This is a genomic window from Chlamydia sp. 04-14, assembly GCF_036632095.1.
Lineage (GTDB): Bacteria > Chlamydiota > Chlamydiia > Chlamydiales > Chlamydiaceae > Chlamydia.
Genome location: NZ_JAPYKW010000004.1, coordinates 16296 through 28576 on the forward strand (window position 1 = coordinate 16296; position 12281 = coordinate 28576).

The following is a 12281-nucleotide window of genomic DNA, read 5'->3' on the forward strand; positions in this document are numbered from 1 at the left end:
ATAAGATGAACCATAACTCGTTACTTGTTTTTTCCTGTCCGTGCTGCTGCGAAGGAGAAGTTTCTTTTTCTGTATTTAGCTTGGAGGAAGTCCTAGCTTGTAGTTGTTGTTCTTCTACATATACCTTCGACCCGTCAATGCGGAACTCTATTCGTCAATTCGCTGCACTATGTTTGAGGATTCATGAAGCCTCTTCTATATTAGGAAATGCCGCAGTTTCTGTATCTGTTCAAGATAGCGCTGTAGAGATCCCTTTCCAATTGCTCTTTTCAAGATTCCCTGTAGTTTTCAATTTAACTATTGAGGGAAAAAAGATAGCAATTCGCTTTATTTTCGATGCTCTTAAAAGAGAAGTCTTACATAAAGAGAACGCATCTTTGGTTTAAAGATTCCGAATATTATTCTATTTCTGCTTGAAGAGCTTTCAAGGCTTCTTCGAGGATTGCATCTCCAGAAGCTGCCTCTTTTGCTGAAAGCTTGAATGAAGAGACAGTTTTTAAGAAAATCAACGATACATTGGGATAATCATCCAAAGTGGCCGTGCTTGTAAAAATGTAGGCTTTATGGTTGATAACCGCAACGCCTTGTAGGCAAAAAACCTTACCCCAAGAAGAATTTTTTTCTGTTTTAATGATAGTAAATTCTCCGTTAGCAGATTGAATATGAGTGAATACAGAAGATTCTAATGTCATTTCATTAGCTTTATGATACGCAAGGATCTCTTCAATATATTCAGGTTGCTTTTTAGATGTAATTTCTTGAGAAATATTAATCGTAGGGGTTAGCGAGCCTACGCCTTGTCCAATAAATACTACATCTAGTTTTTCGGGGAGTTGTGTTTTATCATTTATGCATTGCCAGTTATTCGGAATGCGAATTGAATACTCATCGCCAGAATAAGAAACCCATGAAACTAAGTGTTTTGATTTTTCCGTCTGCGGTATTTTTCTATTTTTAGTCGCTCTTTTTGCAACATAGCGTGAAGCAATTTCATTAGGAACAATGGCTTGTGATCTTTTCAATGCTCTTCGTTGAGAAACGCTTGAGGGACGTCTGTGAGACTGTTTTGCGCTGTTTTGTGGTGTTCTTTGTGTTTCAGGATTTGCGCTTGCTATGAGCGGCAAACTAGTAAACAGAAAAGAAATAAGAGCATGAAGTTTCATGGAAATCTTTTATTTAATTTTATTTAAATGATCTAATGCTATAATCTGTTGGATTAGTTGAATTATAATCGAAATTTTTTTTAAGATAAACTCTGTTTTCTCATGGTAGCAATGATATGGCAGATCTCGGTGCAGAAGACAAATTAAAGCAAATCTGCGATGCTCTACGAATAGAAACTTTAAAGCCTGCTGAAGATGAAGCAGACGCCATTGTGCGTAATGCAAAGGAACAGGCGAAAAGGATAATTGACGAAGCTCAGGAACGGGCTGCTCAGATTATTGCTTCAGCTCAACAAGAAGCTGACAATAAGCTAAAACAGGGAGAGTCTGCTTTAGCTCAAGCAGGAAAACGTTCCTTAGAAAGTTTAAAACAAGCTGTAGAAAACAAAGTCTTTAAAGAATCCTTAGCGGAATGGCTAGACAATGCTTTAGCTGATCCTGAGGTGTCTGCTAAACTTGTTGCAGCGTTGATACAAGCTATAGAAGACCAAGGCATTTCCGGGGATCTTACGGCCTATATCGGTAAACACGTGGCAACAAGAGCTGTTAATGAACTCCTAGGAAAATCCGTATTAGCAAAACTCAAAGGTAAGGGAGTGGCTGTCGGTAAGTTTATCGGTGGTGTTCAATTAAAAGTTGAAGATAAGAACTGGGTTTTAGATCTTAGTTCAGATACCTTGCTTGATCTTTTAATGCGTTATTTGCAAAAAGATTTTCGTGAAATGATATTTCAGGGCTCCTAGGTTTTTTTCTCAAATACGGAGTCCTAACCAAATTTAGAGTTATTGCTATGACTCAATACTACTTTTTATCGTCATTTTTTCTTCCTCAGCTCCCTGAGTCTCAGCCGGTCTATTCTTTTGATATTCTTGATGATTTACTTCATCTAAATTTATCTGATCAAGATCTAGGGTATTACGTTATCTTAAAACGCTTTTTTGATTTTGAAAATTTTGCATTTTTCTGGTCTGGGAAGCCCCTGCCACATTCTTATGGTATCGTAACACAAGACAATGTTGAGAGTATGGTTAATCTTCAACAATGGTCAGATGATTGCGAGTTTGAGGATTTTTTTAAGGATTTTCTATTACAATATAAGACTCCTAAAGAGCGTGTGGACAACTTTTCCTCATTGGTTAGGGAATTTCTATCATATTATCAACATAGCTCTTCTGAGTTCCTTCGCACGTACTTTGCTTTCAAGCAAAATCTACGTATTATTTTGGCAGGTTTTCGCTCTCGAGTCATGAAACTAGATGTTTCCTATGTATTAAGAGATGAAGACAGCTCTGATCCTGTAGTGCTTCAAGTCTTGATGCAAAAAGATGCTCCTAATTACGAGCTTCCAGGAGAATTTTCAGATTTGAGCGATGTATTACAAGATTACGGACGTTTACCTCATACATTGAATCGTACACTATCTCTTTACGAATTTCATAAAATTGAGGAGATGTATCGTGATAAATATTTTGATGCAAATGCAGTTTTAGCAAGGGTTGCAGCATATTTATTTGCCATTCGCAATAGTATGGTAAATTTAGAGAAAGGCAGAAACATTATTAATTCTATGGAAAAGGCAATCACATGGTAGCAACTTCAGGACAAACAACTCAGGGATATGTTGTAGAGGCCTACGGCAATTTATTGCGTGTGCGTTTTGAGGGACACGTGCGTCAAGGAGAAGTTGCTTACGTTAGTGTTAACGATACGTGGTTAAAAGCTGAAGTTATTGAGGTTGTAGGTCAAGAGGTTAAAATTCAGGTTTTTGAAGATACTCAAGACGTTTGCCGAGGAGCTTTAGTAACTTTCTCAGGGCACTTGTTGGAAGCAGAATTAGGTCCGGGATTATTACAAGGAATCTTTGATGGATTGCAAAACCGTCTGCAGGTATTGGCAGAAAGTAGCTTCTTTTTGAAAAGAGGGGAGTATGTTAATGCCCTTTGTAAGCATACATTGTGGGAATATACGCCAAAAGCTGTTGTAGGGGATGTTCTTCTTCGTGGAGACGCTTTAGGTTTTGTGAAAGAAGGATACTTTAACCATAAAATTATGGTGCCGTTTTCTTGTTTTAAAGAGGTAACCATCACTTGGGTGATTTCAGAAGGTAGCTATAGCGTTGATACAGTAGTTGCTAAAGCCCGAGATGCCGATGGGAAAGAATACAGCTTTACTATGGTTCAGAGATGGCCAATTAAGCAGGCATTTATCCAAGGAGATAAGGTGCCCTGTCATGAGATTATGGACGTAGGTGTACGTATTTTAGATACGCAAATTCCTGTATTGAAGGGCGGAACATTTTGTACCCCCGGTCCATTTGGTGCGGGGAAAACAGTTTTGCAACACCATTTATCTAAATATGCTGCTGTAGATATTGTGATTCTTTGTGCGTGTGGAGAGCGTGCTGGTGAAGTTGTGGAAGTATTACAAGAATTTCCTCACCTTACCGATCCTCATACCGGAGAATCTTTAATGCATAGGACGTGTATTATTTGTAATACCTCTTCCATGCCTGTAGCAGCTAGAGAATCTTCAATCTATCTGGGAATTACTATTGCAGAATACTATAGACAGATGGGTCTACACGTGCTTTTACTTGCTGATTCGACGTCGCGATGGGCTCAAGCATTAAGAGAAATCTCAGGAAGATTGGAAGAAATTCCAGGAGAAGAAGCTTTCCCAGCTTATCTAGCGTCAAGAATAGCCGCTTTTTATGAGCGTGGTGGTGCTGTACGCATGAAAGATGGTTCGGAAGGTTCTTTGACAATATGTGGCGCTGTGTCTCCTGCAGGAGGGAATTTTGAAGAGCCTGTAACACAAGCTACTTTATCTGTAGTAGGAGCTTTTTGCGGTCTTTCAAAAGCTCGTGCCGATGCTCGACGTTATCCTTCTATTGATCCGATGATCTCATGGTCAAAATACTTAGATCAAGTTGGAGATATATTAGAGAATAAGATTCAAGGCTGGGGAGAAGCAGTCAAAAAAGCAAATTACTTTCTTCGCGAAGGATCCGAGATTGGCAAGCGTATGGAAGTCGTTGGAGAAGAAGGTATCCCCATGGATGATATGGAGATCTACCTGAAGGCAGAATTATATGATTTTTGTTACCTCCAACAGAATGCTTTTGATGCTGTAGATTGTTATTGTCCCTTTGATCGGCAAATTGAGTTATTTTCATTAATGAGTCGTATTTTTGACGCGAAATTTAGCTTTGATTGTCCCGATAATGCGAGGAGTTTTTTCCTCGAACTGCAGAGTAAAATCAAAACCTTAAATGGACAGAAGTTTCTTTCAGAAGAGTACAAGGAAGGGATGGAAGTAGTTCTTAGGTTATTAGAGACGAAGATGGTACAAACAGCGTAAGGTTATGCAGACAATATATACAAAAATTACCGACATCAAAGGAAACTTAATAACCGTAGAAGCTGAGGGAGCACGTTTAGGCGAGTTAGCGGAAATCGAAAGAGTAGATGGAAGATCTTCATATGCTTCCGTTTTGCGCTTTGATGCTAAGAAAGTGACTTTACAAGTTTTTGGTGGTACTTCCGGATTGTCGACAGGAGATAGAGTAATATTTTTAGGTCGTTCTATGGAGGTTACTTATGGGGAATCTCTAATAGGTAGACGCTTAAACGGTGTAGGTAAGCCGATTGATGGTGAGGGAGAATGTTTTGGTGATCCGATTGAAATCTCAACACCTACATTTAATCCTGTTTGTCGTGTTGTGCCTAGGGATATGGTGAAAACCAATATTCCTATGATTGACGTCTTCAATTGTTTGGTTAAATCACAAAAAATTCCTATTTTTTCCTCCTCTGGAGAGAATCACAACGCTTTATTGATGCGTATCGCTGCACAAACAGATGCTGATATTGTAATTATCGGTGGTATGGGATTAACGTTCGTTGATTACAGCTTTTTTGTTGATGAGTCTAAGAGATTAGGATTCGCAGATAAATGTGTGATGTTTATTCATAAAGCTGTAGACGCGCCTGTAGAGTGTGTTTTAATTCCTGATATGGCTTTAGCATGTGCTGAGAAATTTGCTGTGGATCATAACAAGAATGTATTGGTCTTACTTACAGATATGACGGCATTCGCAGATGCTTTAAAAGAAATTGCCATTACTATGGATCAAATTCCCGCAAACCGTGGATATCCAGGATCTTTATATTCAGATCTTGCATTGCGTTATGAGAAAGCTGTGGATATAGCAAACGGTGGGTCTATTACTTTAATTAGTGTGACTACAATGCCTGGGGATGACATTACCCATCCTGTTCCGGATAACACTGGATTTATCACAGAAGGACAGTTTTATCTGAAAAATAATCGTATTGATCCATTTGGTTCATTATCTCGTTTGAAACAATTGGTTATTGGTAAGGTAACTAGAGAAGATCATGGGGATCTTGCAAACTCCTTAATACGGCTATATGCCGATTCTAGAAAAGCTGCTGAAAGAATGTCTATGGGCTTTAAGTTGTCAAATTGGGATAAAAAGCTACTGGCATTTGCTGAGCTTTTCGAAACACGATTAATGAGTTTAGAAGTAAATATTCCTTTAGAAGAAGCTTTAGATATTGGTTGGAAAATTCTTGCTCAAAGTTTCCATTCCGAAGAAGTGGGAATAAAGGAACAATTGATCAACAAGTATTGGCCGAAGTCATGTCTTCACAGATAAAGCTAACAAAGAATGCCTATCGTTTAGAGAAGGTAAAACTCTCACGTTTGGAAACATATTTACCGACGTTAAAATTAAAAAAAGCGCTCTTACAAGTAGAAGTTGCCAATGCTGTTCGAGAGGCTAGTGAGAGTATACAAGCATATGAAGAAGCTAGGGAAAGTATTTATGCTTTCGCAGAGCTTTATAGTGTTCCTCTTTATGTTGATGCGATTACAAATAGCTTTAAGATAGAGAAAGTTGAGAAGGACTATGAAAATATTACAGGAGTAGAAGTCCCTGTAGTGAGAAATATTGTCCTATCGGAATCTTCTTATTCTGTTTTAGATACTCCTATTTGGATCGATACACTTGTAGCCTATTCTAGAGAGTTTGTAATTAATAAAGTGCGTTCTGAAGTTGCTACAGAAAAGCAAAGAATTCTAGAGGAAGAATTAAGAAATGTATCCATTCGTGTGAATCTCTTTGAAAAGAAGCTGATTCCAGAGACCACACGGATGATTAAAAAGATTGCGATTTTCTTAAGTGATCGCAGCATTACAGATGTTGGCCAAGTAAAAATGGCTAAGAAAAAGATACAGCAGCGTAAGGAGGAATCCGAATGCGCGTAAATGTTGATAAGTATCTCTTTGTTGGAAGAAATCGATCAGAATTTTTTACTGCTTGTAGAGAACTTGGAATAGTTGAGTTCATCTCTGATAAGAGATTTATTACTTCTGAAAAATTGCGTCGTTTTTCTGAATGTTTAAAAATTTTAAACTGCCTGAAAAGAGAATATTCTTCAGCTGACTTATCCTTGTCAAAATCTGAGGATCTAACTGTTGAACAGATACTAGAGGAAGTGTTTTCTCTTCATCAAGAAATTCTCTCTTTGACAGAAGCTACGAAAGCTTTAAGGAAAGAGATTCTTAGAGTTAAACCTTTAGGGGCATTTTCTTCTGATGATATTATCGAATTTACAAGGAAAACCGGATTAACAATCAGATTTTTCTATCGAAAACATGTAGATGGTCAAGATATAGAAGTAGAGCAGCCCAATGTCTTCTACTTATCTACAGCATATAATTTCGATTACTATGCTGTGATTGGTGTAGTTAGCTTATCAAAAGATCAATTCACAGAGATCGATGCCCCGCACTCTGTTAACGAATTGCAATCTAAAGAATCTGTTCTTTTAAGAGATATCCATCTTAAGAAATCTAGAATTTGTGAACTTTATGCTTATCGTCAAGATGTCCTTGAAGGGCTATGTGATTATGATAATGAACAGCGATTAAGACATGCTGAAGATAGTGTGGAAGAGCTCTTTGATGGTAAGATTTTTTCTATTTCAGGATGGGTAATCTCTGATCATATTCAAGAATTAGAGAAACTATGTGACCAGTTTGATATTTGCTTACATAAAGTAGCTCCGGATCCAGATGAGATTGTTCCTACATATTTAGAAAATAGTGGTCTCGGACGTATCGGAGAAGATTTGGTGAACATTTATGATACACCAGCATCTTCAGATAAAGATCCTTCATTATGGGTGTTTATCTCATTTTTCTTCTTCTTTTCTATGATCGTCAATGATGGTGGTTATGGACTTGTTTTCCTAGCAACTTCGCTTTTCATAACGTTTAAAGCGCGTCGTGCTCTTAAGGGTTCTAAGTCATTGGCACGTTTCTTGAAGATGTTCTCTATTTTAGGATTGGGATGTATTTTCTGGGGATTTGCTACAACATCATTTTTTGGGATTTCTATAAGTCCTTCGAATCCTTTGCGAGAATATTCTCTGACCCATATGTTGGCTTTGAAAAAAGCTGAGTACTATCTCGATAAGCATCCTAAGGGATATAAAGAGTTAGTCAATGAACATCCTTTATTGAAAGACAAACAAAGTCCGGAAGAGTTTCTTCTTGCTACGGAAAAATCTAGTGGAGAGACGGAAGCTCGTGCTGTTGTCTATGATAAGTTTACGGATAATATCCTAATGGAATTAGCGTTATTTGTTGGAGTGATTCACATGGCTCTAGGAATGTTACGTTATATCCGTCAGCGTTATTCGGGATTAGGATGGATTATTTTTATGTGCGGCGCCTATTTGTATCTGCCTTTGTATTTGCAATCCGTATCTTTGATTCATTACCTATTTCATGTTCCTTATGATCTTGGAGGAGTAATTGGTTATTACGGAGTATTTGTAGGTATAGGTCTCGCAGTTGCTGGTGCTATTTTACAACGTGGAGTTAGCGGTGTTGATGAGATTACTGCGATTATTCAGGTATTCTCAGATGTTCTGTCTTATTTGCGTATCTACGCATTAGGATTGGCAGGAGCCATGGTAGGAACAACAATTGTGCAGATTAGCAACCGTTTCCCTCCTGCTATAGCTTTCGTTATTATTTTATTCGGTCATTCGGTGAATATACTTCTTTCTATTATGGGGGGAGTGATTCATGGACTTAGATTAAACTTTATTGAATGGTATCACTACAGTTTTGATGGGGGAGGGAAACTCCTACATCCTTTAAAGAAAGTAGTATGCCATAAGGTTGTGGATTCCGAGGGATAGATTTAGGTAATAATTCTACGGTTTGATAGAATCCGTGATCTTTAGAAAAATTAAATTATAAACAAGATAACTAAAGAACTCATTCTTCGAGGTTTTCTTGAGATATTATTATGAGATATAGAGGTACATAATGATTGATTTGTCGGTTGTTGGTCCTGTTTTCGCCATGGGCTTAGCCATGATAGGCAGCGCCATTGGTTGTGGTATGGCAGGGGTGGCTTCACACGCTGTGATGTCCCGAATTGATGAGGGACATGGAAAGATTATAGGTTTATCAGCGATGCCATCATCACAATCTATTTACGGATTGATTTTCATGCTTTTACTCAGAGATGGGATTAAAGATGGTAAAGTTGGTGCTATAGGCGCTATTGCTATGGGGCTTTCTGTTGGTATAGCGTTATTAATATCTGCTGTAATGCAGGGGAAGTGTTGTGTAAGTGCTATTCAAGCGTATGCGCGTTCTTCAGCTATTTATGGTAAATCTTTTGCATCTATTGGGATAGTTGAATCGTTTGCACTCTTTGCTTTTGTTTTTGCGTTATTATTATTCTAAAATCTTATTGATCATAGTCCTATTTCCTCTGGTATCGGTACTATGTTTATCAGCGTGTTCGCAACCTTCATTATCTTCATTTACAGAGTTTGTAGATAATGATTATACGGCTGCGGCACATCTGGGTATAGAGCAAGCTTGTGTTCATGAGATATTTGGTCAGCAGGTTGTTGTTACTTGGAGTTTGCCTTATCGAATGAAAAATATGCTTCCCGCAACTTTACATCTTTGGGTGTACTATGGCGATGGGAAGATAGAAAAATTGACATATGAAGTGCGTCAACTTTCTGGTTATCGTATTTATTGTCTGAAAGGCAATGATTATGAAGAGCGCCAGGGTATTGTTTCTTATAAGGTTTCTTTATCTAGCGGAGACAGAGAAATAGTCAGTAGACGCCATCATCTTTGGATGGAAGTTATTTCTGTAGATGCTTCTTAGAGCTAGGTTTTTGCCATTACGACATCTAAAAATACTATAGAGATTTGGATATAGAATTATGGAAGAGGATGAATTTCCCAAGGCTTATGATCCTAAAGGATTAGAGGAAAAGCTTTATGCTTTTTGGGAAGAGTCGGGTATGTTCACGGCTCAATCAGCAAGTGATAAACCCCCTTATGCTATTATTATGCCCCCACCGAATGTTACGGGCATTTTGCACATGGGACACGCGCTTGTGAATACTCTTCAAGACGTTCTTATTCGTTATAAGCGTATGTCGGGATTCGAGGTATGTTGGGTTCCTGGTACAGATCATGCGGGCATTGCTACACAAACAGTCGTAGAAAGACATTTATATTCTTCCTTAGGTAAACGTCGTATAGATTTTTCTCGAGAGGAATTCCTAAAACATGTTTGGGAATGGAAAGAAAAGAGTGAGGGAGTAATTCTTTCTCAATTACGTCAGCTGGGATGTTCTTGTGATTGGTCTCGGTTACGTTTCACTATGGAACCGTTAGCAAATCGTGCTGTAAAAAAAGCTTTCAAGGTGCTCTTTGATAAAGGGCATATTTATAGAGGATACTATCTTGTTAACTGGGATCCTGTTTTACAAACAGCACTTGCTGATGATGAAGTAGAGTATGAGGAGAAAGACGGTTGGCTTTACTATATTCGTTATAAAGTAGTTGATAGTTCTGAAGAAATTATCGTAGCAACCACACGTCCAGAAACATTACTTGGGGATACTGCTATTGCTATTTCCCCTGATGACCAGCGTTATAGTCATTTATTAGGAGCTAAGGTTCACCTACCTTTTGTAGATCGTGAGATCCCTATAATTGGAGATATATCTGTAGATCCTTTATTTGGTACTGGAGCTGTAAAAATCACTCCTGCCCATGATCGAGATGATTATCGCACGGGAATCAATCACAATTTACCTATGGTAAATATTTTGACTCCTACTGGAGAGATAAATGAGAATGGGGGAATATTTGTAGGATTAAGTAAAGAAAAAGCTCGTGAAGATATTATCACAGCATTGGACGCCATGGGGCTATTTGTTAAAAAAGAGCCTTATAAACTGAGAGTCGGAGTGTCTTATCGTTCTGGAGCGGTTATCGAACCATATTTATCGAAACAATGGTTTGTTTCTGTAGATAGTTTTCGAGATTCTTTACGTGAGTTTGTTGCCAGTGATTCTATAAAGATTTTCCCTCCAGAATTTACACGCAATTACCTCTCTTGGGTGAATAATCTTCGTGATTGGTGTATTAGTCGGCAGTTGTGGTGGGGACATCGTATTCCTGTATGGTATCATAAGAACGATGAAGATCGTATACTCTGTTACGATGGTGAAGGGATCCCTGAAGAGGTTGCTCAAGATCCTGATTCTTGGTATCAAGATCCTGATGTATTAGATACTTGGTTTTCTTCTGGATTGTGGCCACTAACATGTTTAGGTTGGCCTGATGTAGAATCTGGAGATTTGGAGAAGTTTTATCCTACAGCGGTTCTCATTACTGGCCATGATATTCTGTTTTTCTGGGTGACACGTATGGTGTTGCTTTGCAGTGCTATGGTTGAAGAGAAGCCTTTCGATGATGTTTTCTTACACGGATTAATTTTTGGTAAGTCTTACAAGCGTTATAACGATCTTGGGGAATGGACATATATTTCTGGGGAAGAAAAACATGCTTATGACATGGGGAAATCTCTTCCTAAAGATGTTGTGGCAAAGTGGGAGAAGCTTTCTAAATCTAAAGGCAATGTTATTGATCCTTTAGAGATGATTGCTAAGTACGGAGCTGATGCTGTTCGTATGACATTATGTTCATGTGCGAATCGTGGTGAGCAAATAGATCTTGACTATCGTCTGTTTGAGGAATACAAAAATTTTGCGAATAAGATTTGGAATGGCGCGAGATTTATCTTTGGTCATATTTCTAATTTAACGAGTAAAGATCTTGCTAATGGTATAGATAAGACTCTTTTAGGATTAGAAGATTATTATATTCTTGATGGATTCAATCAGTTGTTGAAACAGTTAGATTCTGCATATCAAAGTTATGCTTTCGATAAGATAACAACAATGGCGTATGAATTTTTCAGGAATGATTTTTGTTCTACATATATAGAAATTATCAAGCCTATACTTTATGGAAAGCAAGGTAGAGAGGAAGATCGGCTTACAAAGCAAAAGCTATTAGCAGTTTTGCTAGTGAACATTTTAGGTGTTTTGCATCCTATAACTCCTTTTGTTACAGAAACACTATTTCTGAAGCTAAAGGAAAAGTTAGGCGAGGTTAATGAGCAATGCACAGATGCTATCACAGCGCATGCTTTAGATATGTTGCGAGCAGAGTCTTATGTAGTAGCTCCTTATCCTCAAGCGATAGATATTGCTATTCCTAAGGATCTTCATGAATCTTTCGCTCTTGCAGAAAGACTAGTTTATACTATTAGGAATATTCGTGGGGAGATGCAGCTAGACCCTAGAGCTTCTTTAGAAGTGTTTGTTATTTGCCCTGAGGGAATTTCCATAGAGGCTTATGTGCCGATGATGTCTGCTCTTGGTGGGATAGCTTCTCTTGAGTATCTATTAGAAGAGCCCAAGGATCGTGTCTATAGTTTAGGAGTTGTTGAGGGTATTCGTCTTGGGGTGTTTGTTCCTATAGAACAAATTATCAAAGAGAAAAATCGACTAGAAAAAGAGAAAACACGTTTAGAAAATGCTATCGAAAGTGTCTTACGCTTATTGGATAGTGAGAGTTTCCGAGCAAAGGCTAATCCGGATCTTGTGCGTTCTAAAGAAGAAGCTTTAAAAAATAATCGTATGGAATTACAAAGTATTCTTGATAAGCTAGCGTCGTTTTCTTAGAACT

General features: G+C 38.1%; 11 protein-coding genes. 10 read left to right on the plus strand and 1 reads right to left on the minus strand.

What is annotated here, in order from left to right:
- Nucleotides 1-5 precede the first annotated feature (5 nt).
- Entirely contained in the window at nt 6-386 is a 381-nt protein-coding gene (locus tag O6937_RS05025) for a ferredoxin (protein WP_332390550.1), read from the plus strand.
- A gap of 12 nt (nt 387-398) precedes the next feature.
- Here the strand turns inward: O6937_RS05025 and O6937_RS05030 are convergent, their stop codons facing one another.
- Nucleotides 399-1163: a hypothetical protein gene (locus O6937_RS05030; protein ID WP_332390551.1), complete on the minus strand. Its 765-nt coding sequence runs from the start codon at nt 1161-1163 to the stop codon at nt 399-401.
- Nucleotides 1164-1279: 116 nt separating this feature from the next.
- Between O6937_RS05030 and O6937_RS05035 the strand changes: the two genes are divergently transcribed.
- The 9 genes from O6937_RS05035 (at nt 1280) to O6937_RS05075 (ending at nt 12277) form a co-directional block, all read left to right on the plus strand.
- Nucleotides 1280-1906: a V-type ATP synthase subunit E gene (locus tag O6937_RS05035; protein ID WP_332390552.1), complete on the plus strand. Its 627-nt coding sequence runs from the start codon at nt 1280-1282 to the stop codon at nt 1904-1906.
- 47 nt (nt 1907-1953) lie between these two features.
- Entirely contained in the window at nt 1954-2754 is an 801-nt protein-coding gene (locus O6937_RS05040; RefSeq protein ID WP_332390553.1) for a DUF2764 family protein, read from the plus strand.
- Entirely contained in the window at nt 2748-4523 is a 1776-nt protein-coding gene (locus O6937_RS05045; RefSeq protein ID WP_332390554.1) for a V-type ATP synthase subunit A, read from the plus strand. Before O6937_RS05040 ends, O6937_RS05045 begins: the two co-directional genes overlap by 7 nt.
- A gap of 4 nt (nt 4524-4527) precedes the next feature.
- Nucleotides 4528-5844 (plus strand): V-type ATP synthase subunit B, encoded by a 1317-nt coding sequence (locus O6937_RS05050; RefSeq protein ID WP_332390555.1) that lies wholly within the window; start codon nt 4528-4530, stop codon nt 5842-5844.
- Nucleotides 5829-6455 carry a V-type ATP synthase subunit D gene (locus O6937_RS05055; protein WP_332390556.1) on the plus strand — a complete coding sequence of 209 codons (627 nt, stop codon included), beginning with the start codon at nt 5829-5831 and terminating at the stop codon, nt 6453-6455. The genes O6937_RS05050 and O6937_RS05055 overlap by 16 nt, the downstream gene beginning before the upstream one ends.
- Nucleotides 6446-8401: a V-type ATP synthase subunit I gene (locus O6937_RS05060; RefSeq protein ID WP_332390557.1), complete on the plus strand. Its 1956-nt coding sequence runs from the start codon at nt 6446-6448 to the stop codon at nt 8399-8401. Before O6937_RS05055 ends, O6937_RS05060 begins: the two co-directional genes overlap by 10 nt.
- A 130-nt stretch (nt 8402-8531) precedes the next feature.
- On the plus strand, nt 8532-8957 hold the full coding sequence (locus O6937_RS05065; protein WP_213241220.1) for an ATP synthase subunit C: 426 nt from the start codon (nt 8532-8534) through the stop codon (nt 8955-8957).
- A complete protein-coding gene (locus O6937_RS05070) occupies nt 8917-9396 on the plus strand; it encodes a hypothetical protein (RefSeq protein ID WP_332390558.1) in 480 nt (159 codons plus the stop codon). Before O6937_RS05065 ends, O6937_RS05070 begins: the two co-directional genes overlap by 41 nt.
- 58 nt (nt 9397-9454) lie before the next feature.
- Nucleotides 9455-12277 (plus strand): valine--tRNA ligase, encoded by a 2823-nt coding sequence (locus O6937_RS05075; RefSeq protein ID WP_332390559.1) that lies wholly within the window; start codon nt 9455-9457, stop codon nt 12275-12277.
- Nucleotides 12278-12281: the final 4 nt, after the last annotated feature.

Excerpts from the sequence above, each read along its gene's own strand:
- O6937_RS05025 (WP_332390550.1), top strand. The coding sequence starts at position 6 with ATGAACCATAACTCGTTACTTGTTTTTTCCTGTCCGTGCTGCTGCGAA.
- O6937_RS05030 (WP_332390551.1), bottom strand. The coding sequence starts at position 1,163 with ATGAAACTTCATGCTCTTATTTCTTTTCTGTTTACTAGTTTGCCGCTC.
- O6937_RS05035 (WP_332390552.1), top strand. The coding sequence starts at position 1,280 with ATGGCAGATCTCGGTGCAGAAGACAAATTAAAGCAAATCTGCGATGCT.
- O6937_RS05040 (WP_332390553.1), top strand. The coding sequence starts at position 1,954 with ATGACTCAATACTACTTTTTATCGTCATTTTTTCTTCCTCAGCTCCCT.
- O6937_RS05045 (WP_332390554.1), top strand. The coding sequence starts at position 2,748 with ATGGTAGCAACTTCAGGACAAACAACTCAGGGATATGTTGTAGAGGCC.
- O6937_RS05050 (WP_332390555.1), top strand. The coding sequence starts at position 4,528 with ATGCAGACAATATATACAAAAATTACCGACATCAAAGGAAACTTAATA.
- O6937_RS05055 (WP_332390556.1), top strand. The coding sequence starts at position 5,829 with ATGTCTTCACAGATAAAGCTAACAAAGAATGCCTATCGTTTAGAGAAG.
- O6937_RS05060 (WP_332390557.1), top strand. The coding sequence starts at position 6,446 with ATGCGCGTAAATGTTGATAAGTATCTCTTTGTTGGAAGAAATCGATCA.
- O6937_RS05065 (WP_213241220.1), top strand. The coding sequence starts at position 8,532 with ATGATTGATTTGTCGGTTGTTGGTCCTGTTTTCGCCATGGGCTTAGCC.
- O6937_RS05075 (WP_332390559.1), top strand. The coding sequence starts at position 9,455 with ATGGAAGAGGATGAATTTCCCAAGGCTTATGATCCTAAAGGATTAGAG.